Annotated in this window: 20 protein-coding genes; 4 read left to right on the top strand and 16 right to left on the bottom strand. The window is 65.4% G+C overall.

Going from position 1 to position 25807, the window contains the following annotated elements; translation table 11 throughout:
* Position 1: 1 nt before the first annotated feature.
* From ACQ5BL_RS21150 to acnB, 11 genes are all read right to left on the bottom strand, one after another.
* Positions 2-2716, bottom strand: coding sequence for a nitrate reductase (locus tag ACQ5BL_RS21150; RefSeq protein ID WP_243806965.1), 2715 nt, complete (start codon positions 2714-2716; stop codon positions 2-4).
* Positions 2717-2738: 22 nt separating this feature from the next.
* Complete coding sequence (nirD, locus tag ACQ5BL_RS21145; RefSeq protein ID WP_243806964.1) at positions 2739-3068, bottom strand: nitrite reductase small subunit NirD; 330 nt, start codon at positions 3066-3068, stop codon at positions 2739-2741.
* 56 nt (positions 3069-3124) lie between these two features.
* The gene (gene nirB, locus ACQ5BL_RS21140; RefSeq protein WP_243806963.1) at positions 3125-5575 is read right to left on the bottom strand and encodes a nitrite reductase large subunit NirB; all 2451 of its coding nucleotides are present in this window, start codon (positions 5573-5575) and stop codon (positions 3125-3127) included.
* A 268-nt stretch (positions 5576-5843) separates the two neighbouring features.
* Positions 5844-7514 carry a bifunctional protein-serine/threonine kinase/phosphatase gene (locus ACQ5BL_RS21135; RefSeq protein ID WP_243806962.1) on the bottom strand — a complete coding sequence of 557 codons (1671 nt, stop codon included), beginning with the start codon at positions 7512-7514 and terminating at the stop codon, positions 5844-5846.
* 230 nt (positions 7515-7744) lie between these two features.
* Entirely contained in the window at positions 7745-8956 is a 1212-nt protein-coding gene (locus ACQ5BL_RS21130; protein ID WP_430293233.1) for a nitrate/nitrite transporter, read from the bottom strand.
* A gap of 309 nt (positions 8957-9265) precedes the next feature.
* The gene (locus ACQ5BL_RS21125; RefSeq protein WP_243806960.1) at positions 9266-9757 is read right to left on the bottom strand and encodes a cytochrome C; all 492 of its coding nucleotides are present in this window, start codon (positions 9755-9757) and stop codon (positions 9266-9268) included.
* Between the two features lie 79 nt (positions 9758-9836).
* Positions 9837-10265, bottom strand: coding sequence for a thioesterase family protein (locus ACQ5BL_RS21120; protein ID WP_243806959.1), 429 nt, complete (start codon positions 10263-10265; stop codon positions 9837-9839).
* Positions 10266-10351: 86 nt separating this feature from the next.
* Entirely contained in the window at positions 10352-11041 is a 690-nt protein-coding gene (locus tag ACQ5BL_RS21115) for a polysaccharide lyase family 7 protein (RefSeq protein ID WP_207888305.1), read from the bottom strand.
* A gap of 202 nt (positions 11042-11243) precedes the next feature.
* On the bottom strand, positions 11244-11822 hold the full coding sequence (locus ACQ5BL_RS21110; protein ID WP_207888306.1) for an ANTAR domain-containing response regulator: 579 nt from the start codon (positions 11820-11822) through the stop codon (positions 11244-11246).
* A 2-nt stretch (positions 11823-11824) separates the two neighbouring features.
* A complete protein-coding gene (locus ACQ5BL_RS21105; protein WP_243806958.1) occupies positions 11825-13027 on the bottom strand; it encodes a CmpA/NrtA family ABC transporter substrate-binding protein in 1203 nt (400 codons plus the stop codon).
* A gap of 378 nt (positions 13028-13405) precedes the next feature.
* On the bottom strand, positions 13406-16015 hold the full coding sequence (acnB, locus tag ACQ5BL_RS21100; RefSeq protein WP_243806957.1) for a bifunctional aconitate hydratase 2/2-methylisocitrate dehydratase: 2610 nt from the start codon (positions 16013-16015) through the stop codon (positions 13406-13408).
* A 427-nt stretch (positions 16016-16442) separates the two neighbouring features.
* Between acnB and ACQ5BL_RS21095 the strand changes: the two genes are divergently transcribed.
* Positions 16443-16919, top strand: coding sequence for a DUF1289 domain-containing protein (locus ACQ5BL_RS21095; protein ID WP_243806956.1), 477 nt, complete (start codon positions 16443-16445; stop codon positions 16917-16919).
* 151 nt (positions 16920-17070) lie between these two features.
* On the opposite strand, the gene ACQ5BL_RS21090 is transcribed toward ACQ5BL_RS21095, so the two are convergent.
* A complete protein-coding gene (locus ACQ5BL_RS21090; protein ID WP_243806955.1) occupies positions 17071-17934 on the bottom strand; it encodes a universal stress protein in 864 nt (287 codons plus the stop codon).
* 165 nt (positions 17935-18099) lie between these two features.
* Here ACQ5BL_RS21090 and ACQ5BL_RS21085 point away from each other — a divergent pair, with 165 nt between their 5' ends.
* Positions 18100-18717, top strand: coding sequence for a tRNA-(ms[2]io[6]A)-hydroxylase (locus tag ACQ5BL_RS21085; RefSeq protein ID WP_243806954.1), 618 nt, complete (start codon positions 18100-18102; stop codon positions 18715-18717).
* Positions 18718-18864: 147 nt separating this feature from the next.
* Here the strand turns inward: ACQ5BL_RS21085 and ACQ5BL_RS21080 are convergent, their stop codons facing one another.
* From ACQ5BL_RS21080 to ACQ5BL_RS21070, 3 genes are all read right to left on the bottom strand, one after another.
* Positions 18865-20193: an SPFH domain-containing protein gene (locus ACQ5BL_RS21080; RefSeq protein ID WP_243806953.1), complete on the bottom strand. Its 1329-nt coding sequence runs from the start codon at positions 20191-20193 to the stop codon at positions 18865-18867.
* 122 nt (positions 20194-20315) lie between these two features.
* Positions 20316-21038, bottom strand: a complete 723-nt coding sequence (lpxH, locus tag ACQ5BL_RS21075; RefSeq protein WP_243806952.1) for a UDP-2,3-diacylglucosamine diphosphatase — start codon at positions 21036-21038, stop codon at positions 20316-20318.
* A 4-nt stretch (positions 21039-21042) separates the two neighbouring features.
* The gene (locus ACQ5BL_RS21070) at positions 21043-21549 is read right to left on the bottom strand and encodes a peptidylprolyl isomerase (RefSeq protein WP_207888314.1); all 507 of its coding nucleotides are present in this window, start codon (positions 21547-21549) and stop codon (positions 21043-21045) included.
* Positions 21550-21670: 121 nt separating this feature from the next.
* On the opposite strand from ACQ5BL_RS21070, the gene ACQ5BL_RS21065 reads away from it, so the two are divergent.
* Positions 21671-23353, top strand: coding sequence for a glutamine--tRNA ligase/YqeY domain fusion protein (locus tag ACQ5BL_RS21065; protein ID WP_430293267.1), 1683 nt, complete (start codon positions 21671-21673; stop codon positions 23351-23353).
* 3 nt (positions 23354-23356) lie between these two features.
* Complete coding sequence (cysS, locus tag ACQ5BL_RS21060) at positions 23357-24745, top strand: cysteine--tRNA ligase (RefSeq protein ID WP_243806951.1); 1389 nt, start codon at positions 23357-23359, stop codon at positions 24743-24745.
* 65 nt (positions 24746-24810) lie between these two features.
* On the opposite strand, the gene folD is transcribed toward cysS, so the two are convergent.
* Positions 24811-25665 (bottom strand): bifunctional methylenetetrahydrofolate dehydrogenase/methenyltetrahydrofolate cyclohydrolase FolD, encoded by an 855-nt coding sequence (folD, locus tag ACQ5BL_RS21055; protein ID WP_243806950.1) that lies wholly within the window; start codon positions 25663-25665, stop codon positions 24811-24813.
* Between the last annotated feature and the right edge of the window lie 142 nt (positions 25666-25807).

Raw genomic sequence — 25807 nt, 5'->3', positions numbered from 1 at the left:
TTCAGGCTGTTGCGGCCAGCGGATGCCGAGCCAGCAGACGTTTGATTTCCGGTACGCAGGAGCCGCAGGCGGTCCCGCACTTGAGTTCGCACTTGAGGCCGTCCAGGTCCATGCCCTGGTCGATGCCGGCCTGGATGCGGCTCTGGCTGACGTTCAGACAGTTGCACAGAGTCTTGTCGGCGACGGCGCCTGCCTTACCCGGCGCCGCGCTGAGCGGAGCCAGCAGCCAACGGCGCAATTCCTGGTCGGCGCGACCTTCCTTCCACAGTTCGCGCAGCCAGGCGCGAGCGGCGGTTTCGCCGGCCAGGCGCAGCGAGACAATCCGGGATTGTTCGATTCGCACGCGCTTGCCGACCGACAGGCGCGGATCGTCATAGGCCATCACCGGCCCTTCGTTAAGGCCAAGCAGTGCGTCGATGGCGGCCAGCCATTCCGCACTTGGCGCTTCAACGTGTGCGGCCCGGATCACCAGCGCCGGGCGTTCGCGGCCGACAGGGCTGAAGCTGGCGTAGCGCAGGTCTTCGAACAGCGGGCGCAGGGCCTCGAAGCGCTTTTGCACACCGCCTTCCACCAGGGCGAAGAACTGCCAGGGCAGTTCGATGCGGCTGACTTCTACCGTGGCATGTTTCAGCTCGGGCTGGTGGGACAGCGGATCCACCGCCGACAGGGTGAGCACGTTGATGCCCAGGCCCTTGAGGAAGCGGTCGCCCCAGTGCATCGGCAGGAAGGCCTGGCCGGGGCGCAGGCGATCATCGGCCTGTACCGGCAGTACCAGTTCGCCACGGCGGCTGTGCAGGCGGACCAGTTGGCCATCGCTGATGCGGCGGCGGCGCAGTTCGTCCGGGTGCAGGCCGAGCACGGCTTCTTCCACGTGGCCGAACAGTTGCGGGGCGGTGCCGGTGCGGGTCATGCCGTGCCATTGGTCACGCAGGCGACCGGTGTTGAGGATCAGCGGGTAGCGCGCATCGCGCTTCTCCTTCGGCGCGCGATAGGGCTCGGCAATCAGCCGGGCGCGCCCATTGGCGGTGGGGAACTGCCCATCGCCATACAGGCGCGCATTGCCGTGGTCCGCGCCGACGGGAAAGGGCCATTGCTGCGGCCCGCTCGCGTCCAGCAGCGCATAGTCGATCCCGGAAAGATCGAGATCACGCTCGCGGGTCAGCCACTTGTATTCGTTGAACAGAGCCGAGGGCGAGTCAAAGTCGAACAGGCTGGGTTCGCCGGGACGCAGATGTTGCTCAAGGCGCCGAGCGAAGTCGCAGACGATGCTCCAGTCTGCCCGCGCCTCGCCGATGGCGGGGATGGCCGGGCGTACATGGCTGATACGGCGTTCCGAGTTGGTTACCGTGCCTTCCTTCTCGCCCCAGCTGGTGGCCGGCAGCAGCAGGTCGGCGTAGTGGCACGTCTCGCTGGTGGCGAAGGCTTCCTGGACGATGACGAAGGGGCAGGCGGCCAGGGCTTCACGTATGCGGGTCTGGTCCGGCAGCGATTGTGCGGGGTTGGTGCAGGCGATCCACAGCGCCTTGATGCGCCCGTCGCGGACTGCGTCGAAGAGTTCGATGGCGCTCAGACCGGGGGTATCCGGTAGTTGCTCGACGCCCCAGTAAGCGGCGACTTCCGCACGATGTTCGGCGTTCGCAGCTTCGCGGTGGCCGGGTAGCAGGTTGGCGAGGCTGCCGGTCTCGCGGCCGCCCATGGCGTTGGGCTGGCCGGTGAGGGAGAAGGGGCCGGCGCCGGGACGGCCGATCTGCCCGGTGGCCAGGTGCAGGTTGATCAGCGCACTGTTCTTCGCGCTGCCGGCGGTGGACTGGTTCAGGCCCATGCACCAGAGCGAGAGGAAGGCGGGCGCCTGGCCGATCCACTGGGCGGCGCGCTGCAGGTCGTCGACGGCGATGCCGCAGATTTCCGCCACGGCCAGTGGGCCGTAGTCGCGCACCAGGGCTTTCAGTTCATCCAGCCCTTCGGTGTGGGCATCGATGAAGGGGCGGTCGATCCAGCCTTCCCAGAGCAGGATATGCAGGATGCCGTGGAACAGTGCGACGTCGGTGCCGGGTATGATCGCCAGGTGCAGATCGGCCGCCTCGGTGGTATCGGTGACGCGTGGGTCGACGACGATCAGCTTCATCTCCGGACGACGCGCGCGGGCGTCTTCCAGGCGGCGGAACAGCACCGGGTGTGCGTAGGCCATGTTGCTGCCGGCGATCATCACGCAGTCGGCCAGCTCGATGTCCTCGTAACTGCAGGGCGGGGCGTCGGCGCCGAGACTGCGCTTGTAGCCGACCACCGCCGAGGACATGCACAGGCGCGAATTGCTGTCGATGTTGTTGGTACCGACCAGGGCGCGAGCCAGCTTGTTGAAGGCGTAGTAGTCCTCGGTGAGTAGCTGGCCGGACACGTAGAACGCCACGCTGTCCGGCCCGTGTTCGCGAATGGTTTTGGCAAAGACGCCAGCGGCGTGCTCCAGCGCCGTGTCCCAATCGGTGCGGGTGCGCGACAGGCCCTTGCCCAGGCGCAGCTCCGGAAACTGTGCGCGGGCATCCGTATCACCCGTGAGGTGCAGGGTCGAACCCTTGCTGCACAGGCGGCCGAAGTTGGCCGGGTGTTGCGGGTCGCCCTGCACGCCCAGGATGCGCTTGTCGTTGTGCTCGATCAGTACGCCGCAGCCCACGCCGCAGTAGCAGCAGGTCGATGCGGTGGTGCGACGGTTGGGGTTCATGGCACAGGCCTCACTGGTGGACTCAAGCGCAATGGGCGACGGAGGTGTGCAGTGCCAGCAGCACGCGCCCACCTTCGACCTTTACCTCATGGCGATGGGCGCAGCCCTGGTCGGGCGCCACGGCTTCGCCGCTCTCAAGCTCGATCTGCCAGTTGTGCAGCGGACAGGCTACGCGCTTGCCATAGATCAGTCCCTGGGACAGCGGGCCGCCCTTGTGCGGGCAACGGTCGTCGATAGCGAAGACCTGGTCATCGGAGGTACGGAATATCGCGATGTCGCCTTTGGGGCCGGCGATTACGCGGGAGCCCAGCGGGTTGATGTCGTCCAGGGCGCAGATGTCGAACCAATTCATGGGATATCTCCGGCGATCGGGTAATAGGGGCCCCGATGGCGGGGCCCGGCGGGCACTCAGGCGGTTTCCAGTTGCTTGAGCGGAATCCGTTCGAATTCCTTCTTCAGCGGCTGCTGGGCAATGCGTTCCTGCCACGGGTCCTGTTCCAGCGACAGGGAGAATTGCAGGCGGGCGTTGAGAGCCCTGCGGTTCTCCGCGTCTTCCAGCACGGCCTTCTTGATGCGCTCCATGCCGACGCGCTGCAGGTAGTGCACGGTGCGCTCGAGGTAGAAGGCCTCTTCGCGGTAGAGCTGGAGGAAGGCGCCGCTGTACTCGCGGACCTCGTCGGCGGTCTTGAGCTTGACGAAGAACTCCGCCACCTCGGTCTTGATCCCGCCGTTGCCGCCGATGTACAGCTCCCAGCCTGAATCCACGCCGATGATGCCGATGTCCTTGATGCCGGCCTCGGCGCAGTTGCGCGGGCAGCCGGAGACCGCCAGCTTGACCTTGTGCGGCGACCACATGTTGAACAGGTCGTGCTCCAGATCGATGCCCAGCTGGGTCGAGTTCTGCGTGCCGAATCGGCAGAACTCGCTGCCCACGCAGGTCTTCACGGTGCGGATGGATTTGCCGTAGGCGTGGCCGGAGGGCATATCCAACTCTTTCCAGATCGCCGGCAGGTCGTCCTTCTTGATACCCAGCAGGTCGATGCGCTGGCCGCCGGTGACCTTGACCATGGGCACCTGGTACTTGTCGGCGACGTCGGCGATACGGCGCAGTTCGGCAGCGTTGGTGACGCCGCCCCACATGCGCGGGACCACCGAGTAAGTGCCGTCTTTCTGGATGTTGGCGTGGGCGCGTTCGTTGATCAGGCGCGACTGCGGGTCGTCTTTCGCCTCGCCCGGCCAGGTGGAGATCAGGTAGTAGTTGAGCGCCGGTCGGCAGGTGGCGCAGCCATCCGGGGTCCGCCAGTCCATGAAGCGCATGGCGGCGCCCAGCGAGGTCAGGTGATGCTCGCGGATCGCCTTGCGCACCTGGCCGTGGTTGAGGTCGCTGCAGCCGCAGATGGCTTTCTCGCTCTTGGGCTTCACGTCCGCCGCGCCGCCCACGGTGCTGATCAGTATCTGCTCGACCAGGCCGGCGCAGGAGCCGCAGGAGCTGGCGGCCTTGGTGTGCTTCTTCACCTCGTCGACGCTGAACAGGCCGTTCTCCTGGATCGCCTTGACGATGGTGCCCTTGCATACGCCGTTGCAGCCGCAGACTTCGGCGCTGTCGGGCATGCTGGCCGCGCTGTTCTGGCCCTGGTGACCGACGTCGCCAAGGCTGCTCTCGCCGAACATCAGGTGATCGCGAATCTGCGCAATATTGTGGTTCTCGCGGATCTGCCGGAAGTACCAGCCGCCGTCGGCGGTGTCGCCATAGAGGCAGGCGCCGACCAGCACGTCGTCCTTGATCACCAGCTTCTTGTACACGCCGCCGATGGGGTCGGAGAGGGTGATGGTCTCGGTGCCTTCGCCGCCCATGAATTCGCCGGCGGAGAACAGATCGATGCCGGTGACCTTGAGCTTGGTGGAGGTCACAGAGCCCTGGTAACGAGCGAAGCCGAGCATGGCCAGGTGGTTGGCGCAGACCTTGGCCTGTTCGAACAGTGGTGCCACCAGGCCGTAGGCGATGCCGCGGTGACTGGCGCATTCACCCAGGGCGTAGATGCGGGGGTCATAGGTCTGCAGGGTGTCGTTGACCAGGATGCCGCGGTTGCAGGGCAGGCCGGTCTTTTCCGCCAGTTCGGTGTTGGGGCGGATGCCGGCGGCCATCACCACCAGGTCTGCGGCGATCACTTCGCCGTCCTTGAAGCGCACGGCGCAGACGCGGCCGCTGCCGTCGTCGATCAGCTCTTCGGTCTGGGTATTGAGGCGGAAGTGGATGCCGCGCGATTCCAGCGCGCCCTGCAGCAGCTTGCCGGCGGTGCGGTCCAGCTGGCGTTCCAGCAGCCAGTCGGAGAGGTGCACCACGGTCACGTCCATGCCGCGCTGCTTGAGGCCATTGGCGGCTTCCAGGCCGAGCAGACCGCCGCCGATGACCACCGCGTGGCTGTGGGTGCCTGCGGTGTCGATCATGGTCTGGGTGTCGGCGATGTCGCGGTAACCGATCACGCCCTGCAGGCGGTTGCCCGGCACCGGCAGGACGAAGGGGTTGGAGCCGGTGGCGATCAGCAGGCGGTCGTACTCGGCCTCGGTGCCGTCTTCGGCGTAGACCTTGCGGCGGTGGCGGTCGATGCGGCTGACCTTGCGGTTGAGCAGCAGGCGGATGCCGTTCTCGCTGTACCAGTTGAGGTCGTTGAGGACGATGTCCTCGAAGGCCTGCTCGCCGGCCAGCACCGGGGAGAGCAGGATGCGGTTGTAGTTGGGGTGCGGCTCTGCGCCGAACACGGTGATGTCGTAGAGGTCGGGCGCGATCTTCAGCAGTTCTTCGAGGGTGCGCACACCGGCCATGCCGTTGCCGATCAGTACGAGCTTGAGCTTTTTCATGTCAGGGCTCCGTCACGCAATCGCGGAAAACAAAAAAGGCGTCCCGCCGGTTACCCAGCGAGGACGCCTTTGTCCAAGTCCCGTTCGATCGGGAAGTGCGAGCCTCTTCGTTGAGGGACGCGCTTTTGTAGATTGTTGCCAAGGTTATTGCAGGGGCTGTGCCAACTTGCTCGGTGCCCGGACTTTCAGGTTTTGCGGCTGAGCAGTGCAGGTGTTCGGTCGGCGTATTGCACTGCGGTGATGCATTTCGAACCGATCTGGTGCGCCTTCAGCCGCGATGCAACAGCCAGAGAATCAGCCCCAGGTTGATCGCCAGGGAGGCCAGGGCAATCCCACGCCAGACCCTGAGCGGCTCGCGCTCCAGCAGTGGACGCGGACGTGTGGGCGTCTGGCGTTCCCCTTGTTCCAGGGCGAGCAGACACTCCTCGGCGGTTTCGAAGCGCTGTTGCGGCTGGGCAGCGGTCAGCTTCGCGAGCCAATCGTCGAGCCAGGCCGGTACGTCCGGGCGGTAGCGGCTGGCCGGTGCGGGCGTGCCGAAGCGTGGGTGCTGGAAGGCTTCGATCTCGCCGTAGGGGTAGTGGCTGCAGAGCAGGCGGTACAGCGTGACGCCGGCGGCGTAGAGGTCCTGGCGGGCGTCCGGTGCTGCACCCTGGAAAGACTCCGGGGCGAGATAGCTCGGTGTGCCGGGCAGGTCGTGCGGATCGTCCTGGGACAGTCCCGGACAGTAGGCCAGGCCGAAGTCCAGCAGGCGCAGCTCGCCGTCGTTGGCCCAGTGCAGGTTCTCCGGCTTGATGTCCCGGTGCAGGATGTTGCGCCGGTGCAGCTGGCCCACGCCGCGCAGCAGGCGCTGGGCGAGGTCCAGCCAGTCGGGCAGGTTCAACGGGCCGTTGAGTTTCAGGTGCTCGTCCAGGGTCTGCCCCGGATACTCGCGCATCACGTAGTACAGGTGCTGGCGTTGCGGCAGACTGTGCAGTTCGGGGAAGTAGCGGCCCTGTACGCGGCGCAGGAACCACTCCTCCAGCAGCAGGGCCTGGGCGGCTTCAGGGGAGTCGTGAAGCGCCGGCGGCAGGGTCTTGAGCAGCCAGGGGCGATTCTGCCGGTCGCGTACGCGGTAGATCAGCGATTGGCGGGATTGGGCCAGCTTGCCTTCGACCTGCCAGCCTTCGAACTCCTGTTCTTCCCGCAGCGCGGGTGGCGTGGGCCAGTGGTCGAGCTGGGCGAGGGCGTCGCCAAGGCTCGCCGGCGGCAGTGCGTCCACTCGCAGCAGCAGGGCGCTGGCGTTGTCCTGGCTGCCGGCGAGGTGCGCGGCGCTGACCAGGGTGTCGGCACAGGCCTGTAGCGACGGCGCATCCTCCAGCAGGCGCAGGATGCCGGCGTCGCCCAGCACAGACCAGACGCCGTCGCTGACCAGCAGGAAGGACTGCCCGGCCTCCAGTTCGCCGTCGCGGTAATCCACCACCAGGTGCTGATCGAGGCCCAGCGCGCGCTTGAGCACGTGCTGCATGCCCGGCTGTTCCCAGACGTGATCCTGGGTCAGGCACTCCAGTTGCCCGGTGTGCCAGCGGTAGAGACGGCAGTCGCCGACATGGGCAAGGGTGAAGCGGCGGCCACGCAGTACCAGCGCGGTAAGGGTGGTAAGCAGTGGTTGGCCGCCGCCGTTGGCCTGCAGCCAGCGGTTCTGCGAGATCAGCAGGCGGTCGAGTGCCTGGGCGACGGCCCAGGTCTCGGGGGTGGCGTAGTAGTCGGCGGCCAGCGCCTGCAGGGTCAGGCGCGCGGCCAGGCCGCCATCGGCACAGTGGCTGACGCCGTCGGCGATGGCGAACAGGTGCCCCTTGCTCGCCGCCAGTCCTGCGGGCGGGGTGACCACCCGCAGGGCATCCTGGTTCTCGTCGCGCGGTCCGGTGGCGCTGGCCTGGGCGAAGCTCAGGGTCAGGCTCATGGCCTGCTCCTACGGGATGGATTGGCGCTCGGGATGGCCCTCACCCTAACCCTCTCCCAGAGGGAGAGGGGACCATTCGGTACAGGATGAAACCTCAGCGTCAGCCGGCACGGTCGGCTCCCTCTCCCTGAGGGAGAGGGCTGGGGTGAGGGGGAAGGCACTGACACGGATTTATCCGGGAGAAAACCGTTGCCCCTGCAATTATTACGTGTCGCTGCAAAGGGCATGGCCTACACCCGCGCGGCATTAACGGCCGCGCTGCCCCAGGTGGTACGCCAACGGGCTTTCACCGCATGCAAACCGAACCAGGCCAGTACGCCGAGGCTGGCGAACAGCCACAGGCCGATCTGGTAATCACCAGTCGCCTGCTTGATCGCGCCCAGGCCCGCCGTCAGGCAGAAGCCGCCGATGCCGCCGGCCATGCCGATCAGGCCGGTCATCACGCCGATGGTTTGGCGGAAGCGCTGCGGCACCAGCTGGAACACCGCACCGTTGCCCGCGCCGAGGCTGAGCATGGCGACCACGAAGAGGCTCAGCGCCGCCACCGCGCTGGGCAGGTGGAAGCCCACGGCGGCGATGCAGATCGCAGCGACCGTGTACATCACCAGCAGGCTGCGGATACCGCCGATGCGGTCGGCCAGGGCGCCGCCCAGGGGGCGCATCAGGCTGCCGGCGAAGACGCAGGCGGCGGTGTAGTAGCCGGCTTTCACCGGGTCCAGGCCGTACTGGTCATGGAAGTAGCCGGGCAGGGTGCTGGCCAGGCCCAGGAAGCCGCCGAAGGTCACGCTGTAGAAGAACATGAACCACCAGCTGTCGCGGTCGCCCAGGGCCTTCAGGTAATCCGCCAGGGACTTGGCCGGCGGCCGCTCCGGGGCGTTGCGGGCGAGCAGGGCGAACACCAGCAGGGTCGCCAGCAGCGGGATCAGCGCGAAGCCGAAGACGTTCTGCCAACCGAAAGCGGCGGCGATGGCGGGCGCGAACAGCGCGGTGAGCACCGTGCCGGAGTTGCCGGCGCCGGCGATGCCCATGGCCTTGCCCTGATGCTGCGGCGGGTACCACTGCGAGGCCAGCGGCAGAGCCACGGCGAACGAGGCGCCGGCCATGCCCAGCAGCACGCCGAGAATCATCGCCTGCTCCAGGCTGTGGATGCCCAGCCGCCAGGCACCGAACAGCGCACCGATGACGATGACCTGGCCAAGAATGCCGGCGGCCTTGGGCGACCAGCGATCGGCCAGCAGGCCCATCAGGAAGCGCAGGATGGCGCCGGAGAGGATCGGCGTGGCCACCATCAGCGCGCGCTGCTGGGTGGTCAGTTGCAGGTCGGCGGCGATCTGCACCGCCAGCGGGCCGAGGACGTACCAGACCATGAAGCTCAGGTCGAAGTAGAGGAAGGCGGCAAACAGGGTCGGCGCATGGCCGGCTTTCCAGAAACTCGTGTTCATCGAACACCTCGTCAGCAACGGTTGAGAGCCCCGGTCGTGGCCACAGGGGGCCGCCGGGAAGTCCTGAGCCCCTGCGCCGGGGCAAACGAAAAAGGCGTCGCTCCACCCACCGCACTGCGCGGGTGTGGATGCGACGCCTTTGTCGAAGTCGGGTAATCGCCGTTGACTACCATCGCCTTGCCTGGAGCAAGGCGCGGGCCAAGAGTGGAAATCCCAGATGGACCAATGGGTTAGCCGAGTGTGCGGAGAGTCCGGTGTGCCACAACGGGGCGCTCGCGGTCAGGGCGTGCTCCCCGTTGGGGCGGTGGGTCACTGGGTGGGCGGGGAAGGGAAAACAACCGCCGGACCTTTGGGGGCGCTGCCCGGCGGCAGGTAGGCGGGGGCGACCTCTCCGGCCGGCCCCAGTTGGCGGACGAAGCGGTAAATACTGCGCAGATCGTCCTCGTTCATCACACGCAGCACATAGGATGGCATGGGAGGGCGGAAATTCGCCTGCCGCGCCGTGGCCAACCACTGCTCTTCGCTGCGGCCCTGCATGTACAGGCGCAGATTGGCGGGGTAGGTGGTGCCCCATGGGCCGCTCCAGCCCAGTTGGTCACCAGTGAGCCAGGTGCTTTCCGGGACTTTTTCGGGGGCCATGGCGTAGCCGGGGGTGTGGCAGTCGTTGCAGCCGGCGATCTGCACCAGATAGCGGCCGCGTTGCAGGGGATCGGTGTCCGCAGCCGAACTTGGCGCGGGCAGGGTCAGGATAGGCAGGCACAGACAGCCGGACAGCGCGCCCACCCGAAGGAAGGACGGCATTGGAGGTTCTCCTCTGATGGCGATTCGGTTTACGGCTCCAGAGGTATAGCGCGTAGCCAGTACCCGTGCCCGGTGTGGTTCAGGCGATCCAGTTCACATTGGGGAATGCGTCACGAAACGCGTCGGGAATGGGCATGACCTTGCCGGTCTCGTAGTCGAAGAACACGAAGCCGGACTTTGCCATGGCGACCAGGGTGCCGTCCGCCGGGCGGGTGATGCGGAAGATGATGTCGCCGCCGTACTTGTTGAAGTCCATGACGCCAACCTCGAACAGCAGCTGGTCGCGGGCGTGGGCCTCGGCGCGGTAGGTGGTGGCCAGGTCGGTGACGATGATGCCGGTCTCACGGATGCCGTAGTCGAACAGGAAGCGTGCGCGGGCCTCGGAAATCATCGAGATCATCGAGTCGTTGCCCAGGTGGTTGGCGCCGTTGATGTCGGTGACGCGTACGGTCAGCTTGGTTTCGTAGAGAAAGAGTTCTTCGGGGAATTCCAGTTTCAGGCGAGCCATGGGGCGCTCTCGGATCACAGGGAATGCGCCATTGTACGGAGCCCGCCGCCGGTTTCGCAGCGCCATTGGCGGGCTGAATGGGGACGTCAGTGCGCCAGGTTGACGTGGTAGAAGGTCACGCGGCCTCCCTCGTCGTCGGTGCCCTTGTTGTCGCTGATGTAGGCGCCTGCCTTGAAGTAGAGCAACTGCTTGCTCCAGGTCGAGCTCAGGGCCTGGCGGTAGTACTGCTGCTCACCATCCGCGCTTTCGGCGCGCAGGCCCAATTGACCGGTGGAGGTCACGCGCAGGCTGTAGGTGACGCGCTCGTTCAGGCGCACATCCTTGAGTAGCGGGATGTTCTTGCTGACGCTGTCGTCCGGGTGATTGCGCACCAGGGCCTCGACGCTGCCGGTCTGGGTGTCGGGGTGGTAGTAGTACTGCAGCTTCACCAGTGGCTCGCCGTCGCCGCTGGTGGGCGACTTGCTGTGGATCTGGCCGATGATGATCTTGTTCTGCGAGGGCACGCGGCCGACGCTGACGGTAGCGCGCAACTCGTTGTCGCCGCCGGTGTAGTACCAGTTGTAGATACTGCCGTCGCGCTTGGTCTCGCGCAGTTCGGTGCGCGGGTAGGTGCTGTCCTCGGTGTGGGAGCCGTTGACCGGCACCCAGAACACGACGGTGTCGCCGTCGCGCTTGAAGTAGCGGCTCTGGTAGCCGTTCTGCAGTTGCTGGGTAGTGATTTCGGTGGGGCGGGGGTCGCTGGGGATTGTCAGGTTCCAGGTGGAAAGATCGATCATGCTGTCTCGCTCACGAAGGGGCGGATGCGACCGGCCGGTTCCTGGTCGGCGGGTCGCACTACGGACTTCCATGGTCAGGCGATGGAAGCGAGGAGCCGCACGTTTGCGCGGCGCGCGGAGGATACGCAGTCGTCGCACGGATGGGGGCCAGCAACTGCGCTGGCTTTCTGATCGCGGGATGCCGCCGCTGGCAGATGGCCTGTCAGTGCCCGAGCATTTCGTGCATGGCGATGATCTGCTCAGCCACCTGCACCAGCTTCTGCTGGCGCCCCATGGCCTGCCGGCGCATCAGGGTATAGGCCTCTTCCTCGGCGCAGCCCTTCATCTTCATCAGCAGTCCCTTGGCCAGTTCGATGCGCTTGCGCTCGGCCAACTGCTGCTCACGGGCTTGAAGTTGCGCGCGCAGTGCCTGGTCGCTCTCGAAGCGGGCCATGGCGACGTCGAGGATCGGTTGCAGGCGCTGCGCCTGGATGCCCTCGACGATGTAGGCGCTGACCCCGGAGCGGATGGCCTGGCGCATCACCTGCGGGTCGTGCTCGTCGGTGAACATGACGATGGGTCGCGGCTGGTCGCGGCTGACCAGTACCACCTGTTCCAGCACATCGCGGCCGGGGGATTCGGTGTCGATGAGGATCACGTCCGGGTGCAGGGCTTCCACGCGTTGCGCCAGGTCGACGGTGAGACCGGATTCGTCGACCACATCGAAACCGGACTCCACCAGTGCCGCCTTGAGGCGCCCGACCTTCTTCGGGGTGTCGTTGATCAGCAGGACGCGCAGCATGCTCAGTCTCGCTCCGTCAGGGCATTCAATTCGAAGCCATGGGCATAGCCGACCGGATCGCTGCCGTCCCAGACGCGGCCGTCGATCAGCGTCGAGCGGCGCATGTCGGCGCCCGGTACGGCTACGCCAACCGCTTCGGCGGCTTCTCGGTACAGGTCGAGCTGTTGTACCTGGCGGGCAATGCCGAGGTAGTCGACGTCCTCGCGCAGCAGGCCCCAGCGGCGGAACTGGGTCATGAACCACATGCCATCGGACAGCCAGGGGAAATTGGCCTGGCCGCCGTCGAAGAAGCGCAGCGGATGGGCGTCCTGCCAGGCATGACCGAGGCCGTCCTGGTAGCGGCCGAGCAGGCGCGGTTCGATGCTGGAGAGCGGAGCGTCGACGTAGTCCTGCCCGCTGATGAGTTGCGCCGCGCTGCGCAGGTTGTCCTCGCTGGCCTCGATGAAGCGGCTGGCGTCGAGGAGGCTCATCACCAGGGCGCGGGCGGCATTGGGGTAGTGTTCGACGAAGGCGCGGGTGGTGCTCAGCACCTTTTCCGGGTGGTCCGGCCAGATCTGCTGGCTGGTTGCCAGGGTGAAGCCCAGGCCCTCGTCCACCGCCAGGGCGCCCCAGGGGCCGCCAGCGCAGAAACCATCGATGCGTCCGGCCTTCAGGTGTTCCACCATCTGCGCCGGCGGCACCACCAGGGAGCGCACATCGCGCAGCGGGTGGATGCCGTGGGCGGCCAGCCAGTAGTACAGCCACAGGGCATGGGTGCCGGTGGGGAAGGTGTGCGCCAGGGTCAGCGGTGCACCGTTGTGGCGCGCGTGCTGGCGCAGTGCTTCAGCGCAGGTCACGCCGTCGCGCATCAGCGGTGCGGAGAGGTTGATCGACTGGCCGTTCTGGCACAATCCCATGAGCACGGCCATGTCGGTGGCAGGGGTGCCGCCCAGGCCGAGCTGCATGCCATAGATCAGGCCGTAGAGTCCCTGCGCCGCGTCCAGTTCGCCGCTGAGCAGGCGATCGCGCAGGCCGGCCCAGGAGCTCTGCCGCTGCAGGTTGAGGGTCAGGCCGTAGGGCTGGGCGAAGCCCTGGGTGGCCGCAACCACCAGGGAGGCGGAGTCGGTAAGGGCCATGAAGCCCAGGTTCAGTACGGTCTTCTCCGGTGCGTCGGAGCCGGCGACCCAGGCCAGGCTGTCCGGGCGGCCGCTGGTGCTGTCGATCATTTCCACCTCTGAAGGCAAAGGACGCCGCTGCTCCGGCCGTCGTTGGGCGGAGGTGGCTACGTCATCGTCTTTCAGGGCCCGCCGTTGGGCTGCCTGTTGCAGGCCGTACAGCAAGGGGTGTGCCAGGCTCGGCGGAAAAAACAAGCCCCGCCACAAGGGCGGGGCTCAGAGGGAGGGAGCGCACCTCTGGAGGGTTCCATCAAGGGCACCTGAGCACGGAAATGGCAGGGCCTGCTGACACCTTAGCCACGCGGGCCACGGGCGCAACGGTCAATAAGTATTAGCCCCATCGTGAGTACCGGCTCCGGCAGCTCTATTTCGGCACTGCAAAAGAAAAGCCCCGCACTCAGGCGGGGCTTTTCATCACGCTGGGATCACTCAGACCTGAACGGCCGGGATCTTCGCGTTGGCTGCCGCTTCGCGGAACTCGGCGATCTGGTCGAAGCTCAGGTAGCGGTAGATATCGGCAGACATGCTGTCGATGTCCTTCGCGTAGGCCATGTACTCCTCGACGGTCGGCAGCTTGCCGATGATCGAAGCGACAGCGGCCAGCTCGGCAGATGCCAGGAACACGTCGGTGGCGTCGCCCAGACGGTTCGGGAAGTTACGGGTCGAAGTGGAGACCACGGTGGAACCGGTCTGTACGCGAGCCTGGTTACCCATGCACAGCGAGCAGCCCGGCATTTCCATGCGCGCGCCAGCCTTGCCGTAGATGCCGTAGTAGCCTTCTTCGGTCAGCTGGTGGGCGTCCATCTTGGTCGGCGGAGCCAGCCACAGACGGGTCGGAATGCCACCCTTGACCTTGTCCAGCAGTTTGCCGGCAGCGCGGAAGTGACCGATGTTGGTCATGCAGGAACCGATGAAGACTTCATCGATCTTGCGGCCTTCGACGCTGGACAGCAGACGGGCGTCGTCCGGGTCGTTCGGCGCGCAGAGTACCGGCTCCTTGACGTCGGCCAGGTCGATCTCGATGACCGCGGCGTACTCGGCGTCCTTGTCGGCTTCCAGCAGTTGCGGGTTGGCCAGCCAGGCTTCCATCGCTTGCGCGCGGCGCTCCAGGGTGCGGGCGTCGCCGTAGCCTTCGCCGATCATCCAGCGCAGCAGGGTGATGTTGGACTTCAGGTACTCGGCGATGGCCTCTTCCGGCAGCTTGATGGTGCAACCGGCAGCCGAACGCTCGGCGGAGGCGTCGGACAGCTCGAAGGCTTGTTCGACGGTCAGGTCGTTCAGACCTTCGATCTCGAGGATGCGGCCGGAGAAGATGTTCTTCTTGCCCTTCTTCTCGACGGTCAGCAGGCCGGCCTGGATGGCGTAGTAGGGGATCGCATGGACCAGGTCACGCAGGGTGATGCCCGGTTGCAGCTTGCCCTTGAAGCGCACCAGAACCGATTCCGGCATGTCCAGCGGCATGACGCCGGTGGCCGCGGCGAAGGCGACCAGGCCGGAACCGGCCGGGAAGCTGATGCCGATCGGGAAGCGGGTGTGCGAGTCGCCGCCGGTGCCGACGGTGTCAGGCAGCAGCATGCGGTTCAGCCAGCTGTGGATGATGCCGTCGCCCGGACGCAGGGAGACACCGCCGCGGGTCATGATGAAGTCCGGCAGGGTGTGGTGGGTCTTGACGTCGATCGGCTTCGGATAGGCAGCGGTGTGGCAGAAGGACTGCATCACCAGGTCGGCGGAGAAGCCCAGGCAAGCCAGGTCTTTCAGCTCGTCGCGGGTCATCGGGCCGGTGGTGTCCTGGGAACCGACGGTGGTCATCTTCGGTTCGCAGTAGGTGCCCGGACGCACGCCCTGGCCTTCCGGCAGACCGCAGGCGCGGCCAACCATCTTCTGGGCGAGGGTGAAGCCCTTGCCGCTGTCGGCCGGCGCTTCCGGCTTCTTGAACAGGTCCGACGGAGCCAGACCCAGCTCGGCGCGGGCCTTCTCGGTCAGGCCACGGCCAACGATCAGCGGGATACGGCCGCCGGCGCGGACTTCGTCCAGCAGAACCGGGGTCTTCAGCTCGAAGGTGGTGACCACTTCGCCGCTGTCATGACGCACGACCTTGCCTTCGTACGGGTACACGTCGATGACGTCGCCCATGGCCAGGTTGGTGCAGTCGAATTCGATCGGCAGGGCGCCGGCGTCTTCCATGGTGTTGTAGAAGATCGGGGCGATCTTGGTGCCGAAGCAGAAGCCGCCAGCACGCTTGTTCGGAACGTAGGGGATGTCGTCGCCGAAGAACCACAGCACCGAGTTGGTGGCGGACTTACGGGACGAACCGGTGCCGACCACGTCACCGACGTAGGCAACCGGGAAGCCCTTGGCCTTGACGGCTTCGATCTGCTTCAGCGGACCGACCACGCCCGGCTGGACCGGCTCGATGCCGTCACGGGCCATTTTCAGCATGGCCAGGGCGTGCAGCGGGATGTCGGGGCGCGACCAGGCGTCCGGAGCGGGGGACAGGTCGTCGGTGTTGGTTTCGCCGGGGACCTTGAACACGGTCAGGGTCAGCTTCTCGGCGACGGCCGGCTTGGCCTTGAACCACTCGCCTTCGGCCCAGGACTGCAGCACGGCCTTGGCGGCGGCGTTGCCTTTCTTGGCGCGCTCGGCGACGTCGTGGAAGGCGTCGAACATCAGCAGGGTGTGCTTCAGCTGCTCGGCGGCAACTTCGGCCAGCTCGGCGCTGTCCAGCAGCTCGACCATGGTGGCGATGTTGTAGCCGCCCTGCATGGTACCCAGCAGCTCAATGGCGCGGGTCTTGGTCAGCAGCGGGGAAGTGGCTTCGCCCTTGGCGATGGCGGAGAGGAAACCGGCCTTGACGTAGGCGGCTTCGTCGACACCCGGCGGCACGCGGTTGGTGATCAGGTCGAGGAGAAATTCTTCTTCGCCGGCCGGCGGGTTCTTCAGGAGTTCGACCAGACCAGCGGTCTGCTCGGCGTTCAGCGGCTGGGGCACGACGCCCTGGGCGGCACGCTCTTCTACGTGTTTGCGATAGGCTTCAAGCACAGTATTTCCCTCATCAGTGGTCCCGGAGGACGCGTATCCAGGAGACCCCTCCGATCCATTCGTCAGGCATGGTGGACGGTAATCCACTGACCTACGACGGCACCGGCGATCTCCGGGCAGAAGCTGTTTTCAAAGTTTTACGCCGGGGAGGCCTGGAACTGATGGGGCTGGACGCTTGAGGGGAGCGCCCAGACCGCGCGGCTGCCGGAATCTGTGCTTCGTGACGCTTTGAAAACAGCTTCTTTCGGACAATGACGCCAAAAAGGCGAAGGGATTCTAATGGAAAAAAACGGCGTTGGTAAGCCGGATTGCGACCCCAGCACGGGTGATCCTGCCTAGACAATGGTCGTGTCCAGGGGCGGAGATGTGGTTTGCGATGAGCCCCCTCGGACACTACTATGCCGTTTTGCCCGCCATACGTTCCCTCATGTCTTCTCAGCGCATCAAAACTCCCTGCGTCGGGCTCTGCTCGACGGTCTACGGCGATCTGGTCTGTCGTGGCTGCAAGCGTTTCCACCATGAAGTGGTGAACTGGAACGGTTACAGCGACGAGGAGAAGCGCTCGGTGTTGAGCCGTCTGGAGGCTCTGCTGACCCAGGTGATGATGGCCAAGCTGGAAGTCTTCGATGCGCAGCGCCTGCGTACCCAGCTGGAGCAGCGGCAGATCCGCTTCGTACCCGAACAGTCGCCGTATTGCTGGGCTTACCAGCTGATCGCCCGCGGTTCGCGGATGATCAACCAGGTGGAGGCCTATGGCCTGGCTCTGCTGCCGGAGTTCCGCGGCTGGCCGCTGCCGGACCTGCGCGATGCCATCGACAAGGAGTTCTTCATCCTTTCCGAGGCGCACTACGAGCGCTACATCGCCCCGCGCTTCCTGGCCGAGGGGATGGAGTCGCGGGTCTGAAGTCGTCCGCATGAAAAAGCCGCCCGATGGGCGGCTTTTTTGTGTTCTTCGTAGGAGCGAGCTTGCTCGCGAACCGCCCAGCACCGGAGCCGCCGGCAAAAGGTTCGCGAGCAAGCTCGCTCCTACAGGTAGTCGTTCCGCATTTGCTCTGTCAGGGCTGGGCGGCCAGTTCTTCCAGGTGGGCGATGATGTCGTCCGGCTTGAGCACCAGCACGTCGCTTTCCAGCGCATCCAGCACCACTTCCGCGGTGTTGCCGATCAGGGCGCCGGAGAATCCGGTGCGCGCCACACTGCCGATCACCGTCACGGCCGCCGTCAGGTTGTGCGCCGCGCGCGGGATGAGCACGTCGGCCGGGCCTTCCTCGATATGCAGGTGGTCGTTGTCGATGCCGTACTCGGCCTGGAACGCCCGGCAGGCCTCGCGGTATTTCGCCTCGATGGTCTCGCTGAGCTGGAAGGTCGGGTCGGCGGCCGAGAGCATCGGCGAGGGGTGGGCGCTGATCACATGCAGCTCGCCATGGGCCAGCCCGGCGATGTCATAGGCATGGCTGACGATGCCGGCATGCAGGGTACGGTGCTCGGTGTCGCTGTTGCCCACGTCCACCGCCGCGAGGATGTTGCGCCCGGCCCAGGGCTGGTTGGTTTTCACCAGCAGCACGGGGGAGGGGCAGTGGCGCAGCAGCTTCCAGTCGTCCGGAGTCAGCAGTGCTTTCTTCAACGGGTTGTCGGGGAAGTGCTGCTTGATCACCAGGCCGCAGCCTTCGGCCTGCTGCTCGGCGATGATGGTGTTCTGCAGGCTGTCCTTCCAGGACTGGCGGCTGGAGGCGCTGAAGCCTTCCTCGCGCAACCCCTGGGTGAGCTCTTCGAGCGCCGCACTGCAGTCGCCGCGCTTCTCGCAGGCCAGCAGGTGCAGGTGGGACTGGGTGACGCTGGCGATCAGGCGTGCCCGCTTCAGGGCGAGACCGTCCGGCTGGTCGGGGTCCACGACTACGAGGATGCTACGGATGGCTTGCATGATCGTCTCCCTTCGTGCGCGTTGTTTATGTGGAACAACTGTAGTCGGGATATCGCCGTCATGACGTTGAGGCATATCAAGGGCGGACGCTGGTTCCGCGCGGCGGCATTCGTATAATGCCCCGCATTTATGACACCGGCCAGCCGGTGGAAGGCTTCGTTGGAGTTGAGCATGCTGTCTGAAATCAGGGAATTCCTCGGTTGTGCCACGCCGGATGCGTGGGTGGAAGCCGCGCTGCGGGATCAGGCAGTGATGCTGATCGACCACAAGAACAACGAGTTCAAGGCCGCCAGCACCGCCCTGGCCCTGATCGCCAAGTACAGCGCCCACGAGGAGCTGGTGAACTTCATGTCGCGCCTGGCTCGCGAGGAGCTGCGCCACCACGAGCAGGTGCTGGCGATCCTGAAGAAGCGCGGCATCCCCCTGCGGCCGATTTCCGCCAGCCGCTATGCCTCCGGCCTGCGCGCCGTGGTGCGCAATCACGAGCCGCAGAAGCTGGTGGATACCCTGATCGTCGGTGCATTCATCGAGTGCCGCAGCTGCGAGCGCTTTGCCGCGCTGGTGGATCACCTGGACGCGGACCTGGCGAAGTTCTACGGCTCGCTGCTCAAGTCCGAGGCGCGGCACTTCCAGGGTTACCTGAGCTTGGCGCGCCGTTATGGCGACGATGCGGACATCGATCGCCGGGTGGTGGAGATTCGCGAGGTGGAGGCGGGCCTGATCCAGTCGCCGGATAGCGAGTTCCGCTTCCACAGCGGTATACCGGTGGAGCAGGCAGCCTGAGCCGCTCGCTGGAATCAAAAAAGCGCCCACCAGGGCGCTTTTTTCTCGGTTCTTCGTAGGAGCGAGCTTGCTCGCGAACAGATTTTCCGGCAGCTCTGGCGCTGGGCTGGTTCGCGAGCAAGCTCGCTCCTACATAAAAAGCAAAACTCAGTCCTTTACCTTGAGGTCCAGCGCCAGGTCTCGTGCGGCCTTGGTCGCCAGCACGCCCATCAGTTGGCCGATCTCGTCCTGGCGGCTGCTGGCGCTGTTCTGCCCGCCGGCCATCATCACGCTCGGCACCGGCGCCTGGGCGGCGGCTTCGGCCCAGACCTTGTTGATGGCGATCAGCGCATCGAGCTTCGGCTGCAACGCACCGTCCGCCTTGATCACGGCTTCGCGGGCATAGGCATCGGCGTCGGCGGTGATCTTGGTGGCCTGGGCCGTTACGGCGGCCTTGTCGCGTAGCAGCTCGGCGGTCTGCTTCTCGATCTCGGCGCGCTGTTTCTCGCGCTCGGCGTTGATCACGGCCAACTGTTTCTCGGTTTCCGCCTGGGTGGTGCGCTCGATCTGGTCGCGCAGGGTTTCCTGGCGCTTGGCTTCCACTTCCTTCTCGCCGCGGGCGGTGACCAGCAGCTTCTCTTCCTCTTCCTTCAGGCGGTTCTGCCGGGCCACGGCCAGCTCGGCCAGGGCCTGCTGGACCTTGACCATGCGCTGTTTGTACTGCGGATTGGGGTCGACGTTGGTGATGCGCGCTTCCACCACTTCCACGCCGAACTTGCGGAACTGCTGCTGCTTGCGCACCGGGATGCCCTTGGCGTCGGTGACCTTCTCGGTGACGAACTGGCTGGCGTTGTTGTCGCCGAAGCTGCCCTGTTCGGTGCCGGCCTGGAGGATGGCGGTCTGGTGCGGAACGGCGCCGCGCGGGCCGCGGACTTCCTTGCGCTTGATCAGGTACAGGCCGTCGTTGAGCTGGTTCTCGAACTCCGCGGCGAACTCGCTGCGGGCGCCGGCGTAGTAATCGTCGGCGGTCATCAGCGAGGCGGTGGCCTGCAGGGTTTCCTTGATCGCCGGAACCAGTGCGGTGCGAATGAAGTTGTCCGGGTTGCGGTATTCCTGAGCCATCTTCAGGAACTGGTCGCCGCCGGGCAGGCGGAAGCGTGCGGAGGATTCGACTTTGGCGTCGACGTTGCCGAGGAAGACTATGGGGAAGGCTTCGATGGTGGCGCCCAGGGCGTCGTTGTCGGGGTTGTTGTCGTTCTCGTCCATGACCAGCACGGACTGCACGCTGATGGCTTTCTTCCATGTGGTGGCGCGGCCGAACCATTTGGTGGCGTAGCCGACGTCGTCGACGATCTTCTCGTCGCCGAAGATGGTCCGCACGTGGGTCATGTAGCCGGCTTCGTTATAGAAGAAGACGCCGTTGAACAGAATGAAGGCGGCGACGACCAATGCCAGGGGCAGGGCGCCGAACTTGATGAGATTTCCCTTGCTGAACATGTTTCTTCCTTGATTGAGCAAACCGGGAATGCTGCGCAAGGCCGCCGGTGCTGGTCAAGAAGAAATGTCTGACAGTGCGGGTGGGTTTGCGTCAGAAGGCCACCCTTGCGGTGGCCGGTCGTTCAGAGAGGGAAGGGCGCCTGCCGCAGTCCCTGCTCGTCAGCTTCCAGGGCCCAGCCCTGGCGGTCCCAGTCGCCGAGGACGATGCGCCGGGCGGGGCGGCCGTCCAGTTCGAGTTCGTGGACGGCGGGGCGGTGCGTATGGCCGTGGATCAGGATGCGCACGCCCTTGTCGCGCATGATCTTCTCCACCTCCGCCGGGGTGACATCGACGATCTCGCTGGCTTTCATGCTCGTCTGCGCGCGGCTTTCCTTGCGCAGCTTGCGCGCCAGCTTGTGGCGGGTGGCCAGGGGCAGGTTGCGCAGGATGAACAGGGTCAGCGGGTTACGAAGCCAGCGGCGCAGCTTCATGTAGGCCGCGTCGAGGGTGCACAGGCTGTCGCCGTGCATCAGCAGCACCTTTTCGCCGCCCAGGTCGATCAGGCTCGGGTCGCGCAGCAGGGTGCAGCCGGCCTCGCGACAGAACGCCTTGCCGATCATGAAGTCGCGATTGCCGTGCATCAGGTAGATGCGTGTGCCGCTACCGGACAATTCACGCAGGGCACGGGCGATGGAGTGCTGGAACTCATCCATGCCGTCGTCGCCGATCCAGGCTTCGAAGAAGTCGCCGAGGATGTACAGCGATTCGGCCGAGCGGGCGCGGGTGGCGAGGAAATGCAAGAACGCCCGGGTGATGTCCGGGCGTTCCGCTTCGAGATGCAGGTCCGAGATGAACAGGACGCTCATCGACTCACTCGCCGAGGATTTCGGCTTTCTCGATGATCACGTCGTCGGCCGGTACGTCCTGGTGGCCGGAGCGCATGGTGGTGGCCACGCCCTTGATCTTGTTGACCACGTCCATGCCGTCCTTCACCTGGCCGAACACGCAGTAGCCCCAGCCCTGCACGGTCGGTGCGCTGTGGTTGAGGAAGTCGTTGTCGGCGACGTTGATGAAGAACTGCGCGCTGGCCGAATGCGGCTCCATGGTGCGGGCCATGGCGACGGTGCCGACCTTGTTGCCCACGCCATTGTTGGCTTCGTTCTTGATCGGCTTGTTGGTGGCCTTCTGCTTCATGCCCGGCTCGAAACCGCCGCCCTGGATCATGAAGTTGTTGATTACGCGGTGGAAAACGGTGTTGTCGTAATGGCCGGCCTTCACATACTCCTTGAAGTTGGCCACGGTTTCCGGCGCCTTGTCGTCGAAGAGTTCGAGGGTGATATCGCCGAAGTTGGTCTGCAGTTTGACGGTGGTAGTCATCAGGGAATTCCGCTGGTTGGAAAAATCGAAGGCCTGTCAGGGGGTTGACAGCTTCGGCTATCATAAGCGCTTTGGTTTGGCTGGCCTACCCTGGCCGAACAACAGCATGATCAAGGACACCATGAGCAAGCCTACCGCCGATACGAAAGAAGCCACTGTTGCCGCCAACTTCCTGCGCCCCGTCGTTGCGGCCGACCTGGAAAGTGGCAAGCACCAGAAAATCGTCACCCGCTTCCCGCCGGAGCCCAACGGCTACCTGCACATCGGCCACGCCAAGTCCATCTGCCTGAACTTCGGCCTGGCCAAGGAGTTCGGCGGTGACTGCCACCTGCGCTTCGACGACACCAACCCGGCGAAGGAAGACCAGGAGTACATCGATGCCATCGAGGCCGATGTGAAGTGGCTGGGCTTCGACTGGGTCGGCCCGGTGCGCTATGCGTCCAACTATTTCGACCAGCTGCATGCCTGGGCGGTGGAGCTGATCAAGGGCGGCAAGGCCTTCGTCTGCGACCTCAACGCCGAGGAAATGCGCGAGTACCGCGGTTCCCTGACCGAGCCGGGCAAGAACAGCCCGTTCCGTGACCGTTCGGTGGAGGAGAACCTGGACCTGTTCGCCCGCATGAAGGCCGGCGAGTTCCCGGACGGCGCCCGTTCGCTGCGTGCGAAGATCGACATGGCCTCGCCGAACATCAACCTGCGCGACCCGATCCTCTACCGCATCCGCCACGCCCATCACCACCAGACCGGCGACAAGTGGTGCATCTACCCCAGCTACGACTTCACCCACGGTCAGTCGGACGCCATCGAGGGTATCACCCACTCTATCTGTACCCTGGAGTTCGAGGATCACCGCCCGCTGTACGAGTGGTTCCTGGCCAACCTGCCGGTCCCGGCCCAGCCGCGCCAGTACGAATTCGCGCGCCTGAACCTGAACTACACCATCACCAGCAAGCGCAAGCTCAAGCAGCTGGTGGACGAGAAGCACGTCGACGGCTGGGACGATCCGCGCATGTCGACTCTGTCGGGCTACCGCCGTCGTGGCTACACCCCGGCGTCGATCCGCAACTTCTGCGACATGATCGGTGTGAACCGCGCCGGTGGCGTAGTGGACATCGGCATGCTGGAGTTCGCCATCCGTGACGACCTGGACGCCAACGCCAGCCGTGCCATGTGCGTGCTCAAGCCGCTGAAGGTGGTGATCACCAACTACCCGGAAGGCCAGACCGAGATCCTCGAGCTGCCGTGCCACCCGAAGCAGGACATGGGCATGCGCGTGCTGCCGTTCAGCCGCGAGATCTACATTGATGCCAGCGACTTCGAAGAAGTCCCGCCGGCCGGCTACAAGCGCCTGGTCCCGGGCGGCGAAGTGCGCCTGCGCGGCAGCTACGTGATCCGTGCCGACGAAGCGATCAAGGATGCCGACGGCAACATCGTCGAACTGCGCTGCAGCTACGACGAGAACACCCTGGGCAAGAACCCCGAGGGCCGCAAGGTCAAGGGCGTGATCCACTGGGTGCCGGCCGCCGAGAGCGTGGAGTGCGAAGTGCGCCTGTACGACCGCCTGTTCCGCTCCGCCAACCCGGAGAAATCCGAAGAGGGCGGCAGCTTCCTCGACAACATCAACCCTGACTCCCTGGTGGTGCTCAAGGGCTGCCGCGCCGAGCCGTCGCTGGCCAAGGCCACGGCCGTCGATCGCTTCCAGTTCGAGCGCGAGGGCTACTTCTGCGCCGACTCCAAGGACTCCAAATTCGGCGCCCTGGTGTTCAACCGCACCGTGACCCTGCGCGATTCCTGGGGGCAGTAAGGCATGGCTGACTTGCAGATCTACAGCACGCTGTCCAAGACCAAGGATGCCTTCAAGCCGCTGGTCGGCAACCAGGTGCGCATGTACGTGTGCGGCATGACCGTGTACGACTTCTGCCACATCGGCCATGCCCGCGTCATGGTGGCATTCGACGTCATCGCCCGCTGGCTGCGTCATCGCGGCTACGACCTGACTTACGTGCGCAACATCACCGACATCGACGACAAGATCATTCGTCGCGCCCAGGAGAACGGCGAATCGTTCGAAGACCTGACCGCTCGCATGATCGCCGCGATGCATGAGGACGAGGCGCGCCTGTCGGTCCTGCGTCCGGACATCGAGCCGCGCGCCACCGGCCATATCGCCGGCATGCACGAGATGATCCAGACCCTGATCGACAAGGGTTACGCCTACGCGCCGGGCAACGGCGACGTCTATTACCGGGTCGGCAAGTTCGCCGGCTACGGCAAGCTGTCGCGCAAGAAGATCGAAGACCTGCGCATCGGTGCGCGGATCGAGGTCGACGAATCCAAGGAAGACCCGCTGGACTTCGTGCTCTGGAAAGGCGCCAAGCCGGGCGAGCCGAGCTGGGAGTCGCCCTGGGGCGCCGGTCGTCCGGGCTGGCACATCGAGTGCTCGGTGATGTCCACCTGCTGCCTGGGCGAGACCTTCGACATCCACGGCGGCGGTCCGGACCTGGTGTTCCCGCACCACGAGAACGAGATCGCCCAGAGCGAGGCGGCCACCGGCAAGCTCTACGCGGCCAGCTGGATGCATGCCGGCGCTGTGCGGGTGGACGGCGAGAAGATGTCCAAGTCCCTGGGCAACTTCTTCACCATTCGCGAAGTGCTGGAGAAGTACCACCCGGAAGTCGTGCGCTTCCTGCTGGTCTCCAGCCACTACCGCAGCCCGATCAACTACTCCGAGGACAACCTGAAGGAAGCCAAGGGCGCGCTGGAGCGTTTCTACACCGCGCTGCGCGGCCTGCCGCAGGTTGCTGCCGCGGGTGGCGAGGCGTTCGTCGAGCGTTTCGCCGCGGCGATGGACGACGACTTCGGTACGCCGGAAGCCGTGGCCGTGCTGTTCGAGATGGCCCGCGAGATCAACCGTCTGCGCGACAGTGAGCCGGCGGCGGCTGCCGCACTGGCGGCGCGCCTGCGCGAGCTGGCCGGTCTGCTGGGCGTGCTGCAGCTGGACGCCGACGAGTTCCTCCAGGCGGGCGCGGCCGGCAAGGTTGACGCCGCTCAGGTCGAGGCGCTGATCCAGGCGCGTCTGGATGCCCGCGCGGCGAAGAACTGGGCCGAATCCGACCGCATCCGCGACGAGCTGACCGCTCTGGGTGTGGTGCTGGAAGACGGCAAGGGCGGCACTACCTGGCGTCTGGCCGAGTAAGTTCGCCCCCTGGAAATGAAAAAGGCCGCTGATCAGCGGCCTTTTTCTTGTGCGTCGCGAGCGTATCAGGCGTGCAGATGCTCGGCGGCGTACAGGGTGTTTTCCAGCAGGCAGGCGCGGGTCATCGGGCCGACACCGCCCGGCACCGGGGTGATCCAGCTGGCGCGCTCGGCGGCCACGTCATATTCCACGTCGCCCACCAACTTGCCGTCTTCCTGGCGGTTGATGCCCACGTCGATGACGATGGCGCCTTCCTTGATCCATTCGCCCTTGACCAGGCCCGGCTTGCCAGCGGCCACGACCACCAGGTCGGCGCGGCGTACGTGGTCGGCCAGGTCGCGGGTGAAGCGGTGGGTCACGGTGACGGTGCAGCCACCCAGCAGCAGTTCCAGCGCCATCGGGCGGCCGACGATGTTGGAGGCGCCGACGACCACTGCGTCCATGCCGTACAGATCGACGCCGGTGCTTTCCAGCAGGGTCATGATGCCCTTCGGGGTGCAGGGACGCAGCAGCGGGATGCGCTGGGCCAGGCGACCGATGTTGAAGGGGTGGAAACCGTCCACGTCCTTGTCGGGGCTGATGCGCTCCAGCAGTTGGGAGGCATCGAGGTGGGCGGGGAGGGGGAGTTGCACCAGGATGCCGTCGATGGCCGGGTCGGCGTTCAGGCGGTCGATCAGGCCCAGCAGCTCTTCCTGGGTGGTGCTGGCGGGGAGGTCGTACGCCTGGGAGATGAAGCCGACCTCTTCACAGTCCTTGCGCTTGTGCGCGACATAGACCTGAGAGGCGGGGTCGCTGCCGACCAGGATCACAGCCAGGCCGGGGATGCGCAGTCCTTGCTGGCGGCGTTCGTTGACGCGTTGGGCAATCTGCTGGCGGAGGCTGGCGGCGATCGCTTTGCCGTCGATCAGTTTTGCAGTCATGTCGGGGGGATAACCATTAAGGCGGCTGAAAAGAAGGCGCACATTTTCGCACGCTGCCTTCATAAGGCAAAGGCGGGCACCCTCGATTTGCCGTAACTCCTTTATCTCTTTGAATTTTTTTTAAAAAAGTTGTTGACGGGGT

It is taken from the genome of Pseudomonas sp. B1-22 (assembly GCF_050474425.1).
Lineage (GTDB): Bacteria > Pseudomonadota > Gammaproteobacteria > Pseudomonadales > Pseudomonadaceae > Pseudomonas.
Note: the sequence above shows the minus strand (reverse complement) of the source record. Positions and strands in the feature narration are given on the sequence as shown.

What these genes read in the sequence shown, in the direction of transcription:
- ACQ5BL_RS21105 (WP_243806958.1), bottom strand. Translation starts at nt 13,027, where the DNA reads ATGATCGACAGCACCAGCGGCCGCCCGGACAGCCTGGCCTGGGTCGCC.
- ACQ5BL_RS21080 (WP_243806953.1), bottom strand. Translation starts at nt 20,193, where the DNA reads ATGTTCAGCAAGGGAAATCTCATCAAGTTCGGCGCCCTGCCCCTGGCA.
- nirD (WP_243806964.1), bottom strand. Translation starts at nt 3,068, where the DNA reads ATGAATTGGTTCGACATCTGCGCCCTGGACGACATCAACCCGCTGGGC.
- nirB (WP_243806963.1), bottom strand. Translation starts at nt 5,575, where the DNA reads ATGAAAAAGCTCAAGCTCGTACTGATCGGCAACGGCATGGCCGGTGTG.
- folD (WP_243806950.1), bottom strand. Translation starts at nt 25,665, where the DNA reads ATGACTGCAAAACTGATCGACGGCAAAGCGATCGCCGCCAGCCTCCGC.
- ACQ5BL_RS21115 (WP_207888305.1), bottom strand. Translation starts at nt 11,041, where the DNA reads ATGATCGATCTTTCCACCTGGAACCTGACAATCCCCAGCGACCCCCGC.
- ACQ5BL_RS21130 (WP_430293233.1), bottom strand. Translation starts at nt 8,956, where the DNA reads ATGAACACGAGTTTCTGGAAAGCCGGCCATGCGCCGACCCTGTTTGCC.
- ACQ5BL_RS21065 (WP_430293267.1), top strand. Translation starts at nt 21,671, where the DNA reads ATGAGCAAGCCTACCGCCGATACGAAAGAAGCCACTGTTGCCGCCAAC.
- ACQ5BL_RS21135 (WP_243806962.1), bottom strand. Translation starts at nt 7,514, where the DNA reads ATGAGCCTGACCCTGAGCTTCGCCCAGGCCAGCGCCACCGGACCGCGC.
- ACQ5BL_RS21150 (WP_243806965.1), bottom strand. Translation starts at nt 2,716, where the DNA reads ATGAACCCCAACCGTCGCACCACCGCATCGACCTGCTGCTACTGCGGC.
- ACQ5BL_RS21125 (WP_243806960.1), bottom strand. Translation starts at nt 9,757, where the DNA reads ATGCCGTCCTTCCTTCGGGTGGGCGCGCTGTCCGGCTGTCTGTGCCTG.
- ACQ5BL_RS21090 (WP_243806955.1), bottom strand. Translation starts at nt 17,934, where the DNA reads ATGCAAGCCATCCGTAGCATCCTCGTAGTCGTGGACCCCGACCAGCCG.
- ACQ5BL_RS21110 (WP_207888306.1), bottom strand. Translation starts at nt 11,822, where the DNA reads ATGCTGCGCGTCCTGCTGATCAACGACACCCCGAAGAAGGTCGGGCGC.
- ACQ5BL_RS21095 (WP_243806956.1), top strand. Translation starts at nt 16,443, where the DNA reads ATGTCTTCTCAGCGCATCAAAACTCCCTGCGTCGGGCTCTGCTCGACG.
- cysS (WP_243806951.1), top strand. Translation starts at nt 23,357, where the DNA reads ATGGCTGACTTGCAGATCTACAGCACGCTGTCCAAGACCAAGGATGCC.
- ACQ5BL_RS21120 (WP_243806959.1), bottom strand. Translation starts at nt 10,265, where the DNA reads ATGGCTCGCCTGAAACTGGAATTCCCCGAAGAACTCTTTCTCTACGAA.
- ACQ5BL_RS21070 (WP_207888314.1), bottom strand. Translation starts at nt 21,549, where the DNA reads ATGACTACCACCGTCAAACTGCAGACCAACTTCGGCGATATCACCCTC.
- lpxH (WP_243806952.1), bottom strand. Translation starts at nt 21,038, where the DNA reads ATGAGCGTCCTGTTCATCTCGGACCTGCATCTCGAAGCGGAACGCCCG.